Origin of the sequence: Variovorax paradoxus (genome assembly GCF_030811855.1) — a bacterium.
GTDB classification, from domain to species: domain Bacteria; phylum Pseudomonadota; class Gammaproteobacteria; order Burkholderiales; family Burkholderiaceae_C; genus Variovorax; species Variovorax paradoxus_L.
The window spans coordinates 333,176-351,062 of the sequence record NZ_JAUSRN010000004.1 but is presented as its reverse complement, the minus strand read 5'-3'; the positions used below and the strand labels follow the sequence as shown (position 1 = coordinate 351,062).

The window sequence follows — 17,887 nt, the reverse complement described above, 5'->3', positions numbered from 1 at the left end:
TGGGTGCTACTGCCCTTGCTGCGGAAGCAGTCCATGTTTGTCGCCGTGAACCCATTCATCTCGCTTTTCCAGAAACGGCTGCACCGCGGCGCCCTCGCCGCGCTGGTCGTGGGGGTGGCGCTGCTTGCCGCGCACATGCCGGCCGCCGGCCTCACGGTACTGATGGGCGACGAGCTCGCGGCGCATTCGGAGTTCGTGCAGCACCTTCGCGCAGGCCAGGAGCCCGGGTCGCGCTTCGACCTGGTGCGGCTTTCACCGGGCGGCTCGGACGTGCCGCAGCCCTCGGAAGCCGCCAGCGCAGATTCCGAACAACGCAGCGCCAATGCCGGCGTGCGCACGCGCAGCCTGCGCGCCTTGGCATCGGACGCCAACCTCACGATGGCGGTCGGCCTGCCGGCCGCGCGCGCCGCACTCGAGAGGCCGGGCCAGCAGCCGCTGGTGCTCGCCATGCTGAGCCGGCTCGACTACGAGAATCTTCGCGCCGCCAGCCCCGCGCTGCGCCGCGGCGACCGGCGCGTGGGCGTGCTGCTGCGCGACCCGGCCATGGCCGACCAGCTCGCCCTGGTGGGGGCGGTGCTGCCGCAGAAGCAGCGCATCGGCGTGGTCGCCACGCCCGAATCGGAGCCGCTGGTGCGTGAGCTGCAGCGCGCCGCGCAGGGCGTCACGCCGGCGTGGGACGTGCAGGTCGAATACGCACCCGACGCCAAGTCGCTGGCCGCCGCGCTGCGCGCCGTGGTGCCGCGCAGCGATTCGCTGATGGTGCTGCCCGACCTGATCGGCGACAGCCAGGCCGCCACGCTCTCGGTGCTGCGCGCGGGCGCAGAGGCGGGCCTGCCGGTGTTTGGCGCCAGCGAAGGGCTGGTGCGCTCCGGCGGACTTGCCGCGGCCGTGTCGACCCCCGCGCAACTGGCACAGCAGGCGCGGCTCCTCGGGCAGAAGCTCGCCGGCGCGGGCAGCGCAGGCCCGCTGGTGGAGTCGGCCACGCCTGCCGCCGTGCGCGTCAACGTGACCGTGGCGCGCGGACTCGGCCTGCGCCTGCCGGAGGAGCGGGAACTGGCCGAACGGCTCACGGTCACGCGATGAGCGGCCAGCTGCCGTCCGAAGGCACGCGCGCCGACATCGGTTCGCCGCCGCCGCAACCCGCGCCAAAGCTCGTGGTGCGCGGCAACCTGCAGAGAGATCTGTTCCGGCTCGGCGTGGTGCCGTGCGCCGCGGTGGCGCTCGCGCTCACCGCCTGGTTCACCCACGGCCGGCTGCAAACGCTCGAGGCCGCCTTCGACGCCGAAGGCCAGGCCGTGGCGCGCCAGGTGGCCGCGATGTCCGATCTAAGCCTCTACGCCGGCGATCTTCCGGCGCTGCAGAACGTGGCCAACGCCGCGCTGCGCGGCGGGCAAGTGATGCGGGTCGAGATCAGCAACAGCGCCGGGGTCTTCGTGACGGCCGGGCCCAAGGCCTCTTCGCTTGCGCAGCTGCGCATGTTCACCTCGCCCGTGACGCTGCGCGAAGCCTCGCGCGCCAGCGCCTTTGCGCCCGCGGGCTCCACCGCCGCGGGCGAGACGCCCATCGGGCTGGTGCAGACCTTCCGCGACACGACCGCCTATGCGCGCGAGCGCAGCCGCTCGCTCTTTGCGGGCATCGGCATTGCGCTGGTCGCCCTGCTCGCGGCCTGGGCCTCGGTTCGCCACATGGCGCGCACCGTGGCGCGGCCGCTGCGCCGCGTGTCGCGCACGGTGGCCGCGCTGGAGGCCGGGCATTTCGAGGCGCGCTGCGATGTGGTCGAGGGCGATTCGCACCACGCACCGCCGGCAGCCGACAAGGGCGACTCGCATGAACTCGCGGTGCTCGCGCGCGACATCGACCGGCTGGCCGAGCGGCTGCAGAGCAACCGCCGCATCAGCGAGGAGCGCGTGCGCGAAGCCACGGCCGTGGCGTTGCAGCGCATGGCCGAGGCCGAACAGGCGGCGCTGTCGCGCGCACGGTTCCTGGCCGCGGCGAGCCACGACCTGCGCCAGCCGCTGCATGCCATGGGCCTTTTCATCGACGGCCTGCTGCCGGGCGCCAGCCCCGCGCAGCGCCCGGCCGTGCTGCGCCTGCAGGAGAGCACCGAGTTCATGGGCGTGCTGCTCGACGACCTGCTGGAGATCTCGCGCCTCGATGCCCAGGTGCTGACGCCGGCGATCACCAAGGTGCCACTGGCCGCGCTGTTCGACCAGCTCGACGCGCAGCACGCGGCCACCGCGTCGGAAACCCGCGTGCGCCTGCGCTGGAGCGACCGCGGTCTCGCGGTGCGCAGCGATGCGGCGCTGCTGCAGCGCATCGTCGGCAACCTAGTGGCCAATGCGCTGCGCCATGCCCCTTCGGGCGGCACCGTGCTGGTGGCCGCGCGACGCAGCCGCAGGGACGGCGACAACGTGCGCATCGAGGTGCGCGACAACGGCGTGGGCATTGCGCCCATCCACCAGGGCCGGATCTTCGAGGAGTTCTATCAGGTGGCCAACACCGAGCGCGATCGGCGCCGCGGCTTCGGGCTGGGCCTGGCCATCTGCGCGCGCATCGCCACGCTGCTGGGCACCCGCATCACGGTGCGATCGGCGCTGCAGGCGGGCAGCACCTTTGCGCTCACCGTGCCCGCGGCCCGTGCCGACGAGGCCACCACGCCTGCGCCGCTGCCCGTGGCGCTCACGCCGCTGGCCGGCCTGCACTGCATGGTGATCGACGACGATCCCGTCATCCTCGACGGCAGCCGCGCCCTGCTGGAGCAATGGGGCTGCGAGGTCGAATGCGTGTCGACGGGCGCCGAGGCCATCGCGCGGCTGGGCACGGGCGACCTGCATTTCGATGCCGTGTTGTGCGACCTGCAACTGGCCGGCGACGACGACGGCATGGACGTGATCACCGCCGCCAAGCGGCTGCAGCCCGATGCGCTCGCGGTGCTCGTCTCCGGTGCCACCGGGCCCGAGGTGTTGCAGCGCCTGCGCCATGGCGGCGTGATGCTGTTGACGAAGCCGGTCGCACCGGCCAAGCTGCGCGCACTGCTCACCACGCGGCGGCATGCGCACGCGGCCTGAGCGCCACGCCGCCCTCTTCCACCCCCATCGACCACGCCATGCTCGACACCGCCGCGCTCAAGGGCATCCGCCCCTTCGTCGCCACGCCCAGCTACAGCGGTTCCATGACCAGCCTCTACGTGCGCAGCCTGCTGGGCCTGGTCAATGCGGCCTGGGCACACGGTTTCGCCATGCAGACGCGCTTCCTCGACGGCGACAGCCTGCTCACGCGTGCGCGCAACCGGCTGGTGGCCGAGTTCATGGCCGATGCGCAATGGACGCACCTGTTCTGGATCGATGCCGACGTCGGCTTCACACCCGATGCGGCGCTGCGCCTGCTGCTGTCCGGGCATGACGTGGTGGCCGGCGTCTACCCGCACAAGCACGACGGCTGGCCGGTTCAGGGCCTGGCCCGGCCGCTGCCGGCGGGCGCCACGCAGGCCGATTTCGACGCCCTGCATGCGCGCTATCCGCTGAACCTGCGCCACACGCCGACGCAGGCCGACGCGGACGGCTTCGTCGAGGTGCTGGACGCGCCCACCGGCTTCATGCTCATCTCCCGCGGCGTGTTCGAACGCATGGCCGCGGCGATGCCCGAGCTGCGCTACACCCCCGAGGCCGGCGAACACGCCAATACGCACCTGCCGCACTGGCGCTTCTTCGACACCCAGTTCGAGCCCGGTACCGGCCGCTACCTGAGCGAAGACTTCGCCTTCTGCCGGCGCTGGCAGCAACTGGGCGGCCAGGTGTTCGTCGACCTGCAGTCGCGCCTGTCGCACCAGGGCCTGAAGACCTGGCACGGCGACCTGCCGCGCGCACTGGGCGCCGCGGCCGGCCCTGCGACGGCCCCGCGCTGAGCCTTCAGAAATCCGCGCAGCCGTTCTTGCGATCAGTGGCCACGCAGCTGGTGAGGTTGGGCCGCGAACGCACGCGCGACCATTCGCGCGCCAGCAGGTCGCCGCCCTGCTGCGCACGTTCGCCTTCCAACGGCCCGGTGGCAAAGCAGATCGGCGGCGCACCGATGTTGCGGTCGAAGGTGTAGGTGTTGGTGTTGGGCAGCTCGCGCAGCAGGTCCGAGCTCGGGAAGTCCGGCCGGCGCAGGTTTACCGTCACGGTCAGGGTCCCGGGCACCACGTCCACCGCATAGCCGGCCGCCGAAGTGAAGCTGCCGGTGATCGCATAGCGCCCGGCGGGGCTGAAGAGGCCGGCCGAGCTCACGGGCGTGCCCAGGAAGCCGGCCGTGCCGTCGCCCAGGATCAGCCCGCTGATGGTGAAGCCGAAGAGCGGGTTGGCCATGCCGAACGGCCGGCTGGCGTCGCCGATGACCACCGTGGCCCGCGGCTGCTGGGCGTAGATGAAGTGGTTGTCGCCCGGTGTGATGCTCACGGTGCACAGGCCCAGGTACGCGCAGTGGAACAGGTTGGGCGTGGCCCCCGAGCCGGTGATGCCGCCGCGCGACTCGCCCACCCAGGTGTCGGCCCAGATACGCCAGGGCGCGCCACCGACGCTGCCGCCGCCCGCGTTCTGGAAGCGTGACGCGGCCACCAGGTCGGTGCCCGAGGTGCTGGTGACGGCGGTGTCCAGCGTGAGGTCGCCCGAGAGCGTGCGCACGAACACCGTGTCCGCCGCCATCGATGTGGCCGACACCACCTGCGGCTGGTTGGTCCCGGCGTCGAAGCCGGTGACCGACAGCGCGCCGATGCGCACGCCGTCCACGTCCTGATAGCGGAAGGCGCCGGCGGCGCCGCCGCCCAGCGTGTTCTCGCTCACGTTGTTGGCCGCCTGGTCCAGCAGCACGCTGCCGCGGCTGGAGCGCGCCAGCAGGTGCTGGGCGGTGATCGGCGCCTTTGCCGTCTGCGTGATGTCGCCGGCCGAGAGCAGCCCCAGGCGGTCCGCCGTGATGGCACCGTTCAGCACGATGCCGCCGACGCCGGCGCCCAGGCCTTCGTTCTGCAGCGTGAGGGCGCCGCCGCTCGTCAGCGCGCCGGCCACGGTGATGGTGCCTGCGTGCGTGTTGCTGCCCACCACCACGCTGGGCGCATTCAAGCGCGACATCAGCGCATCCGACAGCGTGAACCCGGGCCCCGCCGCACCGCCCACGGTGATGCCGGCGGCCGTGGCGTCGAAGGCATTGAGCGCCGCGTCCATGCCGCCCGGCCGCAGGTTGATGGTGCCGGCGGCGCTCACTGGCACATCGATCGCCAGGGCCGGCGCGCTGCCGTCGTTGCTGGCGCGCAGCACCAGGTTGCCGCTGCTTTGCACCTGCGGCGCCGCGCCGGGACCGCCGGTGAACGACGAGATGCCGGACTGGATCGACACGCCGGGCGTGCCCTGGAGCGAGCTGCCGGTCAGCTCGATGCTGCCGCCGCCGGTGGTGGTCAGGCGCGCGCCGTCTTCCAGCCGCACGCCGCTGTCGGTGCCGTCGACCACCGCGCTGGCAAACAGGCCCTGCAGCGCGATGTTGCCGCTGCCTGCCGTGATGCTGCTGCCGCCGGTGACCAGCACGCCGTGCGTCGCATTGAACGCGCTCGAGCCGCGGTCGAAGTCCTGCACGCCCCGGATCAGCACGTTGCCGCTGGTGGTCGAGATGGCGGTGGAGACGGGGAAGCCCACGGCCCTCAGGAAGAGATAGTCCAGCTGCACGGCGCTGCCGCTCTGGCCCGTGCCGCCGGTCCCGGTGATGGCCACGTCGCCGGTGGCGCTGTCGATGCGCGCTCCGTTGAGGCTCACGCCTCCGCCGGCGATGCTCACGTCGCCGCCAGCGCCCGCATCGGACTGGCCGACGCGCGTGTCGATCTGGGTGCCCTGAAGCAGGACAAAACCCGACGGTGCACCGGTCTGCCCGTTGAGGATCGACACCGCCCCGCCGTTGGTGATGATCTGGTTGTTGAACCGGCTGGTCACCGAATCGTAGATGCCGCCGACGCCGTGCGCGTGGATGGACACCGCGCCGCCGCCCGTGTCGATGGTGCCGTCCACGTCGATGTTGATGTCGCTGAACGCAGGGCTGCCGCCGACGAAGCCGGAGTCCAGCGTCACGCTGCCGCCGCGCGTGTGCACATCGCCGCTGAGCGCGACGAACTGCGTGTTGCTCGGCCCGTCCGTCAGCAGGCGCAGGTTGCCGCCGCCGGTGTCGATGCTGGCGGAATTGAAGACCACTTCGGCATAGCCCGAGCCCGTGGCGTGCGCCAGCACGCTGCCCCCGTTGGTGGAGATGACGGCTTGATCGGCCCCCGTATTGCCGAAGTAATGGACGTAGCCGTCGAGCGCCCCGGCCGAGCCGGCATTGAAGATCACGTCCATCGGCCCCGTGGTCGAACGGATGATCGGCGCCAGATACGAGCTTGAAAACACGCGGTCGCCGATCGAATGTGCCGCAGTCAGCTCGAACACCAGCGGCGCGCTGCCCACCGTGCGCTCGATCAGCATGCCGCTGCCGAAGCGGATGTCGCCCGCATCCGTGCCGCCGCTGCCGGTGGTGATGCTCACGCTCGTGCCGGCGTTCAGCGCGCCGTTGATGTCGCCGTCCTGGATGGTCGAGGTGGCTACCGGATCGAAGGGGTTGGTGGGCAGGCTGCCGCCGCCAGCCGCGCCGTGGACGATGGTGACGTCATAGGGGTCGACGATCCACCGCCCCGCCAGGCCGGCCGGCGCCGAGGCGTCGATGCGGATGCCGCTCACGTCGAACGAACCGCCCGATGTTTCGATCGTGCCGCCATTGCCGCCGGCGCTGCCGCCCCTGGCCTGCAAGTCGCCGAAGGCGCGCACCGAACGCTCGCCGACGACGGTGATGCTGCCGCCATTGCCGCTGTCCAGGGCGTTGGCCAGCAGCGTGAGGTTCGGGCCGATGGAGACCACGCCCGAATTCTCGTTGCCGGCACCGGGCGCGGTCGTGCCGCGGATCTCGATGCTTCCACCGCCGCTCGCGCCGCTGGCGTCCGCCAGGCCGCTGGCGTCTGCCGTGGATTGCGCGAGGATGTTGCGCCCGGTCACGCTGATGCTGCCGCCTGTACCGGTGGCGCTGGCAGCGTCGAGCAGCGTGCCCTGGAAGGCGCCGGCTGTCAGGCCGACATCGCCCGTGCCGGCCGCGACTCGGATGCTGCCGCCCGCGGCATGCAACCCATCGGTCAGCTGGGACGACGTGAGCTGTACACCGAATGGCGTGACCACCGCGTCCATGGGCGCGAAGGTCAGCGCCGCGCCCGTGCCGTCGAAGCCGAAGCCCGCGCTGCCGGCCGTGCCGGTGATCGCGATGCTGCGGCCTGCGCCGGCCTCGACCCGCGTGCCGTCGATCACCACGCCATTCGACGCGCCCACGGTGTAGCTGGAGCTGAATTCGACGGCGAGCGTGCGCAGATCGGCGGCCATGCCGGACAGGTCGCCGCCCTGGCCCGTGATGCGCACATCGCCGCCGGCGGTCAACTTCGAGCCGGTGATCTGCACACCGGCGCCATCCGGGGGCTGGCCGACCGGGCCGTCGCTGGTCCAGTCGCGTACAGTCCCGGTCACGGCGATGTCGCCGCTCACGGAAGACAGGGCGATCGAATAGTCGTCGCCGTCCAGCCGCACGCCCGAGCCTCCCGCGGCGCCGCGGCCGGTCAGGGTGATGCCGCCTGCTTGCGTGCTCAGCGTGCTGTCTCCGGCAATGCGCACACCGTCGGTGGCGCTCAGGAAGCCGCTGCCCACCTCGCTGACGCCGCCCTCGCCCCGCAGCGAAATGCTTCCGGCGCCGAGCGTGCTCAACGTGCTGCCGCCCAGCCAGATGCCGCTGCGAACCTCGCCAGCGGCATCGGCGCCCAGGCCCTTGACCTGCCCGCCGATCGCTCGCCCGCCGTCGCTGTCGCCCTGCCCGAAAAAGCGGATGTTGCCGCCGTTGGCATCGATGCGCGCGCGGTCCAGCCGGATGGCCGCCGCAACGCCGTTGGCCTGGCCGACCTCGGCGGCGGCCAGGCCCTGCGCGTCGGCATTGAACTCGACGTTCAGCGCGCCGCTGGTGGAAGCGATCGTTGCGCCTGCGCCCTCGACCGCCCAGCGCATGTCGATGTTGCCCACCGAATTCACGCGCAGCGTGGCCGTGCCGCCGCCGTCCTTGATCACCTGCGCGCCGGGCTGGAATGCGACGGCGTCGTTGATCTGCGCCGCCGTGCCGGACGAACGCGTGGTCAGCGTCACGTCGGTGCCCTGGCTCAGCGCCTTGCCGATGACGCTGGCCGCGATGTTGCCGGAGTCGCTGTCGGCCACGATCGAGAGATTGCGGCCCGCTTCGGCCGTCCAGCTACCGTTGGCACCGCCTGCATTGCCGCCGGCGTCGATCTGCGTGCCCGCCAGCACGTTCAGGTTGCCGGCCGTGGTGCGGATGCTGCCGCCGGCCACGCCGGCCGCATTGCCGCGCGCATCCAGCGTGCCGCTCACCTCGAGGCCCGCACCACTGTCGACCTGGGCGCCGATGGCCTCCAGCACGATCTCGCCGCCGCGCTCGACCACCGATCGCGCGCGCACCGTGCCGCTCTGGTTGACCACCTGCTGCACCAGCCCGGACGCGCCCACCAACACCACGCGCCCGCCATCGGCCGTAATGGAGCCCGTGTTCATCACGAGCGCCTTGGTGGTGGGATCCGTCGCCTGCGCATCGGCCACCGACGTGTTCATGAGTCCGCCATCGACCGGCACCGTGAACTTCGTCAGCCCGTCGCCCTCGAAGTCCAGCGTCACCCGGGCGCCCGAAGCCAGGCCCACCGAGCCGCGCGCCACGTTGATCTGGCCTTCGTTGCGCACCAGCGCACCGATCAGCCCGACCGTGCCGCCTTCGCCCACGTTGATGACCACACCGGGCTGAACCGTCACGCGGGCAGTGCTGTTGGCATCGTTGATGCCGCCACCGAACACCAGTTGACTGCCCTTGCCCACCACGCTGCCGTCCTTGGCGATCTGGCTGTCGCTGATGTCCAGCGTGGAGGCCACCAGCCCGCCGACGTTCACCTGGGCGCCGCTGCCGAAGAGAACGCCCGAGGGGTTGACCACGAACACATGCCCGTTGGCCGACAGCGTGCCGTTGATGACCGACTGCTCGATCACTCCGCCGCTACCCACCACCCGGTTGAGCATCACGCTCGCGGCGCCCATCTGCTGATTGATGTTGAGCGTCTTGCCGCCGGCCAGCGAAAACGCATTCCAGTTGACGATGGCGTTCATCGTGCTCTGGGTAAGCGCCTGACTGGCCGCCGTGCCATTGGGAGCGACACTCACATTGCCGAACACCACGGCGCCGCTCTGAGGAAAGCCCGTCGGCAGATTGAGCTGCGCCCAGGCCGGCACCATGCCCATGCAGGCCAGCGACAGCGCCAGCGGCCGAACGCGCCAGTGCCGCGGCAGGGCTTTCGCGGAAAGATCATGGTTTCTCATGCTGCCCTCAGAAGGTCTTTAGCGCCTGCACGTACAGCCGCGGGTTGTGCCCGCCGCCGTCGGTGCGCGCGGGGTCGGTGCCGGCACGCCAGGCCAGCGTGGCGTTGATGGTGAAGTTGCCGGGCCGCGTCCAGCTCAGGCCGATGCCCGCGCCGCGCAGGCTGCGCGAATTGGGGCTGGCGTCGAAGATCGTCGGGTTCTTGGTCGGTCGCCCGTACGCCGCGTCGTAGAACACGAAGGGCGTGAACTCGGCGTTGACCGACCAGCGCCATTCCACGGTGCCGATCAGGCCCTGGTCCACCAGCAGTTCGCCCGAGGGGTAGGCGCGCACGGCACGCGCACCGCCCAGCGAGAGCTTTTCCGAGGCGTCGAGGTTCTTGCTGGCCCACTGGCCGCCCAGCGCCAGGTACAGCGAGTGCTGGGGCAGCACCGCCTGCAGGCGCGAGAGCTGGAAGGTGGCCTTGGTGAAGCCGCCTTCGGTGCGGTGGCCCCCCAGGCTCTGGTCGGTCTGCAGGCTGTCGGCATCGCGGATCGAGAGTCTGCCGTGATAGAGATTGCCGGTGCTGGCCCAGTAGCCGCCGCCCAGCCAGTCGTCGCGGCGCTCCCAGGTCCAGCCCAGGCCGAGGCCGCGCACCCGCTTGCGCGCCGAGAAGTCGACCGCCGTGTATTCGTCGGTGAGCTTCTTGCTGTCGGCCGACAGGCGCAGGAAGAGGTTGTGCTGGCGCTGGCGGATCAGCGGGTAGCTCAGCGAGACGTCGAACACGTCGGCCTTGCCCTGGGCGCCCAGTTCCGCAAACTCGCCGCCCAGCTCGTAGTTGACGCGCGCCAGCCCCAGGCCGGCGCGCAGGCCGCTGCTGCCGATGGGCGCCTCGTAGGCGACGCGGCCGAACTGCAGCGCATTGCCGTTGGAGACCATGGCGCGCACGTCCAGGTTGTCGCCGATGCCGAAGGGGCTCGCCCAGCGCGCCGTGCCACCGAGGCGGTAGCGGCCGGACTCCTTGGTGCCGTGGTTGTCGGCCTCGGCCGCGAAGGCCCAGCGCGGCGCCGCCGCCACTTCCACCGAGAGGTCGGTGGTGCCTGATTGGGTGCCTTCCTGCAGGGCGGACGAGACCTTGACGCCGGGCTGGTCCGACAGCAGCAGCATCGAGCGTTCGTAGGCCGGCGCGTTCACGGCCTCGCCGGGCGCCAGGGGTGCAAGGAAGCCCCGCACACGCGCCTCACTGATGGGCGCGTCGGGCGCCACCAGCACCTCGACCTTGCCGAGCCGGCCTTCGATGACGCTGATCTCGACGATGCCGTCGCGCACGGTCTGCACCGGCACCACCGCCTGCGCCAGGAAGTAGCCGCGCTCCTTGTAGCGCGCGGTGATGGCCTGCGCCAGGCTTTCGAGATCGCCGAGCGTGACGTCGCGCCCGATGTAGGGCGCGGTGATGCCCTGCAGTTCCTCGTTGCTCAGCGCCTTGACGCCGTTGAGCCGCAGGTCGTTGAGCCTGAACTTGGCGGCGGGAGGTTGAGGCGGCGCGGGCAGGCTTTGCGGCGCAACGGTGCCGGTGGCCTGGGCGAGCGGGCGGTCGCAGCTGCCGCAAGGGCCCTTGGTTGGCAGCAGCGCATTGACATCGGGTTCTGCCGCATGGGTGCGCTGGGCGACGAACAGCAAGGTCGCGCCCATCAGAGCCGTGACGGCAACGGCGATTGGCGCGGAGCGTTGGATGGCGCGCATCTCAGTTGTTCTTTTCATGTCAGCTCCCCACCGTCAGACGCCAGTTGCCGATCAGGTTGAACGGCGCCCAGAAGAAGGGATGCGACATCTTGGGATCCTTCAGCACTGCCAGCTGCCCGGCCTGCATCGCCTTCTGAATGTCGCGGCCCTTCGACAGCTCGCCGTAGAGCGTGCCCATGAGCACCGCGGTCGCGTCGTCCGACACGGGCCACAGCGACGCGATCAGGCTCGAGCTGCCGGCCGATAGAAAGGAGCGCGTGAAGCCCAGCACCTCGTCGCCCTGCGCGATGCGCCCGAGGCCCGACTCGCAGGCCGAGAGCGTGACCAGCGCGGTGCCGTCCATCGGCAGGCCCAGGATCTCGTGCGCCTCCAGGAAGTTCTGCTTGCCGCCTTCGTTGGCCAGCAGGATGCGCGAGTACAGCGGGTCGACCGCATCGGCCTCGGCATGGGCCGCCACATGCATCAGCGGCGACCGCGCGGACACCTCGCGGAACTGCGTCTTGGTGGCCGCGGCGCCCATGTACACGGTGTTGCGCGGGAACAGTTGCGCCAGCTGCTTCACCTCGATCTCGGCGCCAGGCAGGTCGTACTTGTCTTCGATGCGCGGATTGCCAAAGGCGGTGAGCGACGCGCTCACGCGCGGCGTGCGCTGCGCCAGCTGCACTGCAATGCTGATGGACGGTGCCACCGCCACCGGATGCGCCTCGATCACGTAGCGCCCGTTCAACCGCAGGGCCTGGAACGGCAGGTAGTGCAGCGGCCCATGGGGCACCACGATCATTCGCTGCCCCGACGCGAGGCCGAGCGGGCCGAGCAGCGCCGCGCCCAGCTTGTCGGCATTGGTGATGGCGGTGCGGCGGCCGCGCACGATCGAATTGCGGAACACCTCGACGAGTTCGGTCAGTTCCTCGCGACGCACTGCCACGGTGTGGGCCTCGATGCCCGTGGGGCTGACGACCCACACCAGCAGCCGATCGGGGAGCGAATGGAACTGCACCACGCGCTCGTCGGGCGCGAGCGCACCCTGAAGCGTAGCCAGGTCGACGGTGCTCGCGGCCCGGTCGCTGATCTTCGCGCGGCCGCGAACCGCATCGAGCAGCGCGCGCGAGCGGCTGCGCTCGCTCACCTCGAAGGCCTGGCGCGCATCGCCTGCATCGCTGTAGATCGACACGCCGCGTTCGAACACCGATTGCAGGTCGGAGAACAGGCCCATCTTGAATTCTTCGCTGCGGAACTTCGCGCGCACCTGGTCGATGCCGCCCAGCGCGCGGGCCATGGCTTCGGCCGCGGCCTGCTTCTGTCCCAACGCGAGTTCGCTGCGCGCCACGCCATCCCAGGCCCAGAGGCGGTAGTACTCGGTGTCGGTGCCCACCTGGCGCGCGGTGAGCGCGCGGTACAGATCGCGGGCCTCGCCCGGCTTGTTCTCGGCCAGGAGCAGCCGTGCGCGGGTGCGGTCGAGCTGCGCCGTGAGCGGTGCGTCCTTGGGCGGCGCCATGCTGCCGAGCATGTCTCGCGCCCGAGCGGCATCGCCCGATTCGATGAGCGCATTGACGAGCGAGGCTTGGACCAGCGGCGCATAGCGCGGCGAGCTGTTGGTCAGCGCCTCGTCGTAGCTGAGCACGGCGCCGGCGTAGTCGCCGCGGCGCGTGCGCACGTCGCCGATCACCTTCTGCACCGGGCCGACCACCAGCTTGGGGTCGCGCGCCGGATGCCTGAGCGCCTCGCGCGCAAACTCCTCGGCCTTGTCGAGCTGGCCCGAATAGCTGTAGACGATGGCCAGGTCGCGGTTGGCCATGGCCATGAGGTTCGGATCGCGCGTGGCATTGGCCAGGTGCAGCGCCTTGCTGGCGGCGCGCACGCTCTGGCGGAATTCACCGGCCTCGGCCAGCGCCACCGCCTGGCTGCAATACTGGTAGCCGGAGAGCTTGACCGCGTCCTGCCCGTAGAGCACCGCGCCCTCGCTGGTCAGGGCCAGCAAGGTGTCGGTGTCCGCAAGCCGGGCCTGCTCGGCCTTGCTGGCGGCGGCCTCGGCATTGGTCGCCTGCTGCTGTTGTGCCAATGCCAACGGCCCATGGCCCAGCAGGAAAATGCCAGCCAGCCCGAGGGCACCCGCGGCTCCTGCACGACGTGCCGAGCGCCCCCATCCCGTTCTCGAAAACCACGTCATTGGACCCCCGCGCGCGGCCCGTGTGCCCGCGGTTGCGGGGGTCGACGTCGCGGAAGTGCGCGCCGTTCAGGCCTCGTGGGGAAAGTCTAGGAGCGGCCCTGCGCCCCGCCTATTCGCAAGACGGTCTAGCGCAAAAGGACTATTTCATGCGGGGACCGAATCGATGTCGGTGCGGTCCCAATGGCGATGCTTGGCAATCGCGGCAATGAAATCCTGCGCGATCTGCGTGGCCGCGGTGGCATCGCCGAGGTTGGTCACGGGCGTGGCCGCCACCACCATGCCGGGAGGCAGGCTGCCGGGTTGCGCGTCCGCGCCGATGCCCAGCCTCGACAGCAGCTGCACGCCCTCGCCCACCGTGCAGATGGCCTTGCAATGCTTGTAGGCCTCGAGTACGAAGTGCACGGCATCGCCCATGCCCGCGAGCGCCGCGGCGCCCAGGCTGCCGCCGGGCACCAGCACGGCATCGAACATCACCGAAGGCGCATTGGCGAAGGTCATGTCAATGTCGATCTGCCGCTTCGACGCGCTGGCCACGGTGCCCAGGCGCGGGCCCACCACCTTGCACTTGCCGCCAGCCTGCTCGAGCGCATCGCGGATCGGCTTCAGAGAGGCCGAGTCGATGCCGTCCGCCACGAGGATCGCGATCTTGCGGGTGCGGATCGAGCCGTCGCCGGTGTCGACCATGCTGAGCGCGGGCGACTCCTCGATGGGCAAGGTCATGCGGTGCTCGCGATAGCCCGCGCGGCCCGCTGCCGCCTTGGCATCGGGCGCACCGATGCCCAGAGGCTCGGCCACGCGGCGCGCAAGCTTCTCGTCGACGTGCGCGAGGTTGTCGACCATGCGCTGGCGGATCGCCGGCACGTCCACCTTCGAGAGCTCGAAGCGAAAGCCCGCGACGATGTGTTCCTTCTCTGCCGCGCTCTGGCTGTTGAAGAACAGGCGCGCCTGCGTGAAGTGGTCGTCGAACGATGGGCTGCGCCGGCGCACCTTGGTTCCCTCGACATCGTCGGGGAAGGACTGGAAGCCCACGCTGCCCCCGTCGACCCGGAACTCCTTGCCGTCGCCCAGCGAGTTGGGCTCGTAGGCCACCTGGCCTCGCGCGATGGTCTGGCGGTGCATGCCGTCGCGCTGGAAGTTGTGGAACGGGCACACGCTCTTGTTGATGGGCAGTTCGTGAAAGTTGGCGCCCCCCAGCCGAGAGATCTGCGTGTCGGTGTACGAGAACAGCCGGCCCTGCAGCAAGGGATCGTTGGTGAAGTCGATGCCGGGCACCACGTGCCCGGGGTGAAACGCCACCTGCTCGGTTTCCGCAAAGAAGTTGTCGGGGTTGCGGTTGAGCACCAGCCGGCCGATGCGCTGCACCGGCACCATCTCTTCAGGAATGAGCTTGGTCGGATCGAGCAGGTCGAAGCCGAGCGACTGCGCCTTGTCCGGTGCGATGAGCTGCACGCCCAGCTCCCACTCGGGGAAGTCGCCGCTCTCGATGGACTCCCACAAGTCGCGGCGATGGAAGTCGGGGTCCTTGCCCGCGATCTTCTGCGCTTCGTCCCACGCGAGGCCGTGAATGCCGAGCTTGGGCTTCCAGTGGAACTTCACGAAGTGGCTCTCGCCGCGGTTGTTGACGAAGCGGAAGGTGTGCACGCCAAAACCTTCCATCATCCGGAAGCTGCGCGGGATGGCGCGGTCCGACATCGCCCACATCAGCATGTGGGTGCTCTCGGGCATCAGCGAGACGAAATCCCAGAAGGTGTCGTGCGCGCTCGCGGCCTGCGGCATCTCGTGGTGCGGCTCGGGCTTGACGGCATGAATGAGGTCGGGGAACTTCATCGCGTCCTGGATGAAGAACACCGGGATGTTGTTGCCCACGAGGTCGTAGTTGCCCTCGCGGGTGTAGAACTTGACGGCAAAGCCGCGCACGTCGCGCACCGTGTCGGCCGAGCCGCGCGAGCCGGCCACGGTCGAGAAGCGCACGAAAACGGGCGTCTTCGCGTCAGGGTCCTGCAGGAAGTCGGCCGCGGTGAACTGCGACATCGACTTGTAGACCTGGAAGAAGCCATGCGCCGCCGCGCCGCGCGCATGCACCGCGCGCTCGGGAATGCGCTCGTGGTCGAAGTGCGTGATCTTCTCGCGCAGGATGAAATCTTCGAGCAGCGAGGGGCCGCGCAACCCGGCCTTGAGCGAGTTGTGGTTGTCTGGAATCTGAAGACCCTGGTTGGTCGTCAGATTAGGCGCATGATCGGTCGCGAAGCCATCGAGTTGCTGCTGCTTGGCATTGCTGCCATCCGTGGCCTTTGACCGGCGTCCGGCGGCGGCCTTGTTCTGAGGCGTCATCGAGGATCTTTCATGGGGGGGTCAACTTCGTTGTCGAGAAAAAGGTCAAGCACGTTCACCAGCGCAATCAGGCAGATGAAACCCGCCACGGCGGCCACCACCCAGAAAAGGATCTCATCTCCCCAGGCACCGGCGAACGAATCGAACAGCGACGAAAGCTCCATGGTTCGCTCCAGCAGATCAGGTTTCAATGGCCAGTCGGTGCTTGCGCTGCAGTCTCCATGAAGCCACGAAAGGGCGGCTTTGATGGCGGTTGCGAGCGAATCCAAAGGTTATGTTTTTCTCACACTGTTACCCGTAGTGGCGGCTCGCCCTCGCATGTGGGAGAGACGGTGCGCAAGGGGTAGGAGCGCACCGACACCACATGGTCCCCGCCTACGGCGCCTCGCGTATCTGCCCGCGTGCCGCGGCTCGGGCCCTTCTATAGCATCGGGCAAGGACGGCATGAAGCCTGCTTGCACGACACCGACAACACACATGGTTCACACAGGGAAGAAGCAAATGCAGATCAGGATCGGTTTCGACATCGAGCTCGCCGTCACGGCACCCACGGCCTTGATCTACATGCTGCAGGTTCATCCCTCGCGGGCGGCGGATCTCCAGAACGGCGAGCACATCACCATCACCCCGCCGCTGCACACCGACTACTACATGGACGTGTTCGACAACCACTGCGCTCGCGTTCGCATTCCCGAAGGTGTTTCGAGTGTGCGGCTGCGCAACCATGCGGTGGTGTTCGACCCTGGCTGGGCGGACCCGGTGGACTACAGCGCCATCCAGCACGCAGTGGCCGACCTGCCGGTATCGACGCTGCCCTTCCTGCTGCCGAGCCGCTATTGCGAGGTCGACAGCGAACTGCTGCAGTTCGCATGGGACACCTTCGGCGGCGTAGTGCCGGGCTGGCATCGCGTGCAGGCGATCTGTAATTTCGTGCACGATCACCTGCGCTTCGACTACCAGACCGCTCGCCCGACCCGCACCGCGCTCGAAGGCTTTCGCGAAGGCACGGGCGTGTGCAGGGACTTCAGCCACCTGGCCATCGCGCTGTGCCGCTGCATGAACATACCGGCGCGCTATGTCACGGGCTATTTGGGCGACATCGGCATTCCGCCCGTGCCGTATCCGATGGACTTCAGCGCCTGGTTCGAGGTCTACCTCGGCGACCGCTGGCACACCTTCGATGCACGCCACAACACGCCGCGCATCGGCCGCATCGTGATTGCGCGCGGCCGCGACGCGGCCGACGTGGCGATCACCATGGTGTTCGGCGTCAACTCGCTGCAGCGCTTCGAAGTGACGACCGAAGAAATAGCGCAGTAGGCCTCTTCGCTAGGGCAGGTAGCCGAGCATCTGCATCGCGGCGCCCAGCGTCGTGCGGCTGCCTTCCATAGCGTCCCAGGGCGCGTTGCCGACTGCTAGGCGTGGGCCGATGTTGGCGACCGTCCAGTGCGCGGCGCTGCCCAGGTCCGGCAGCTCTTCCCAAGCCAGCGGCACCGACACGCCCAGACCCGGGCGCGAGCGCACCGACCAGGCACAGGCGGTGGTGGCGCCAAAGCCATTGCGAAGATAGTCCGGGAAGATCTTGCCGACGCGGTTGCGCGGGCCGCTCTTCACGACGAAGCGCTCGGGCACCGTGCGCGCCAGATGCTCGACGATGGCGCGCGAGAAGCCCCGCACCTCGTCCCAGCCGAACTGGCGCCGAAGCGGCACCACCACGTGCAGCCCCTTGCCGCCGCTGGTCTTCACGAACGCCGGCAGACCGAGCTCGTCGAGCAGCACGTGCACGAGCAGCGCCGCCTCCTGCATCTTCTGCCAGTCGACGCCTTCGCCCGGATCGAGGTCGAAGGTCATCCGGTCGGGCTTGCCAATGGCGCGCGAGGTGGCGTTCCAGGTGTGCAGCTCGATGGTGTTGAACTGCGCCGCGCCGACCAATGCCCGCGCGGTGTCGATCTGCAGCAGCGGGTCGTGCCCCGGGTCCAATGCGGGGTCGAGCAGCTTGATTCCGGCGATGTCGCTGTGCTGTGCGTGCTTCTGGAAGAACAGCTCGCCGCCCACGCCTTCCGGTGCGCGCACCAGTGCCACGGGACGGCCCTTGAGGTGGGGAAGGATCAGCGGCGCCACGGTCTGGTAGTAGGCTGCGAGCTCGCCCTTGGTGATGCCGCTCGCGGCGTCGATCACGCGCTCGGGATGGGTGATGCGCGGTGCCTGGGTGCTCATTCG

Annotated in this window: 10 protein-coding genes; 4 read left to right on the top strand and 6 right to left on the bottom strand. The window is 69.7% G+C overall.

The annotated features are described in order from the left end of the window. Positions 1–33 precede the first annotated feature (33 nt). The 3 genes from J2X92_RS11395 to J2X92_RS11385 are packed head-to-tail and all read left to right on the top strand — an operon-like array spanning position 34 to position 3,904. Positions 34–1,083, top strand: coding sequence for an ABC transporter substrate-binding protein (locus tag J2X92_RS11395; protein ID WP_307575756.1), 1,050 nt, complete (start codon positions 34–36; stop codon positions 1,081–1,083). Continuing rightward, positions 1,080–3,068 carry a hybrid sensor histidine kinase/response regulator gene (locus tag J2X92_RS11390; RefSeq protein ID WP_307575755.1) on the top strand — a complete coding sequence of 663 codons (1,989 nt, stop codon included), beginning with the start codon at positions 1,080–1,082 and terminating at the stop codon, positions 3,066–3,068. The genes J2X92_RS11395 and J2X92_RS11390 overlap by 4 nt, the downstream gene beginning before the upstream one ends. Positions 3,069–3,106: 38 nt before the next feature. Continuing rightward, positions 3,107–3,904 (top strand): hypothetical protein, encoded by a 798-nt coding sequence (locus J2X92_RS11385; protein WP_307575754.1) that lies wholly within the window; start codon positions 3,107–3,109, stop codon positions 3,902–3,904. 4 nt (positions 3,905–3,908) lie between these two features. Here the strand turns inward: J2X92_RS11385 and J2X92_RS11380 are convergent, their stop codons facing one another. The 5 genes from J2X92_RS11380 to J2X92_RS11360 all read right to left on the bottom strand — a co-directional run bounded on the left by J2X92_RS11380 (position 3,909) and on the right by J2X92_RS11360 (position 15,936). Next, the gene (locus J2X92_RS11380) at positions 3,909–9,449 is read right to left on the bottom strand and encodes a two-partner secretion domain-containing protein (protein WP_307575752.1); all 5,541 of its coding nucleotides are present in this window, start codon (positions 9,447–9,449) and stop codon (positions 3,909–3,911) included. Positions 9,450–9,456: 7 nt separating this feature from the next. After that, a complete protein-coding gene (locus J2X92_RS11375; RefSeq protein ID WP_307575750.1) occupies positions 9,457–11,187 on the bottom strand; it encodes a ShlB/FhaC/HecB family hemolysin secretion/activation protein in 1,731 nt (576 codons plus the stop codon). A gap of 1 nt (position 11,188) precedes the next feature. Beyond that, positions 11,189–13,234, bottom strand: a complete 2,046-nt coding sequence (locus J2X92_RS11370) for a CHAT domain-containing protein (RefSeq protein WP_307575749.1) — start codon at positions 13,232–13,234, stop codon at positions 11,189–11,191. 246 nt (positions 13,235–13,480) lie between these two features. After that, positions 13,481–15,667 (bottom strand): catalase HPII, encoded by a 2,187-nt coding sequence (katE, locus tag J2X92_RS11365; protein WP_307575747.1) that lies wholly within the window; start codon positions 15,665–15,667, stop codon positions 13,481–13,483. Continuing rightward, entirely contained in the window at positions 15,664–15,936 is a 273-nt protein-coding gene (locus tag J2X92_RS11360; protein ID WP_307575745.1) for a hypothetical protein, read from the bottom strand. The genes katE and J2X92_RS11360 overlap by 4 nt, the downstream gene beginning before the upstream one ends. A gap of 232 nt (positions 15,937–16,168) precedes the next feature. Between J2X92_RS11360 and J2X92_RS11355 the strand changes: the two genes are divergently transcribed. Continuing rightward, positions 16,169–16,987: a transglutaminase-like domain-containing protein gene (locus J2X92_RS11355; protein WP_307575743.1), complete on the top strand. Its 819-nt coding sequence runs from the start codon at positions 16,169–16,171 to the stop codon at positions 16,985–16,987. Between the two features lie 9 nt (positions 16,988–16,996). Here J2X92_RS11355 and ligD read toward each other — a convergent pair whose 3' ends face one another. Further along, positions 16,997–17,884 carry a non-homologous end-joining DNA ligase gene (gene ligD, locus J2X92_RS11350; protein WP_373424824.1) on the bottom strand — a complete coding sequence of 296 codons (888 nt, stop codon included), beginning with the start codon at positions 17,882–17,884 and terminating at the stop codon, positions 16,997–16,999. Positions 17,885–17,887 lie beyond the last annotated feature (3 nt).

Excerpts from the sequence above, each read along its gene's own strand:
- J2X92_RS11395 (WP_307575756.1), top strand. The coding sequence starts at position 34 with ATGTTTGTCGCCGTGAACCCATTCATCTCGCTTTTCCAGAAACGGCTG.
- J2X92_RS11390 (WP_307575755.1), top strand. The coding sequence starts at position 1,080 with ATGAGCGGCCAGCTGCCGTCCGAAGGCACGCGCGCCGACATCGGTTCG.
- J2X92_RS11385 (WP_307575754.1), top strand. The coding sequence starts at position 3,107 with ATGCTCGACACCGCCGCGCTCAAGGGCATCCGCCCCTTCGTCGCCACG.
- J2X92_RS11380 (WP_307575752.1), bottom strand. The coding sequence starts at position 9,449 with ATGAGAAACCATGATCTTTCCGCGAAAGCCCTGCCGCGGCACTGGCGC.
- J2X92_RS11375 (WP_307575750.1), bottom strand. The coding sequence starts at position 11,187 with ATGAAAAGAACAACTGAGATGCGCGCCATCCAACGCTCCGCGCCAATC.
- katE (WP_307575747.1), bottom strand. The coding sequence starts at position 15,667 with ATGACGCCTCAGAACAAGGCCGCCGCCGGACGCCGGTCAAAGGCCACG.
- J2X92_RS11355 (WP_307575743.1), top strand. The coding sequence starts at position 16,169 with ATGCAGATCAGGATCGGTTTCGACATCGAGCTCGCCGTCACGGCACCC.
- ligD (WP_373424824.1), bottom strand. The coding sequence starts at position 17,884 with ATGAGCACCCAGGCACCGCGCATCACCCATCCCGAGCGCGTGATCGAC.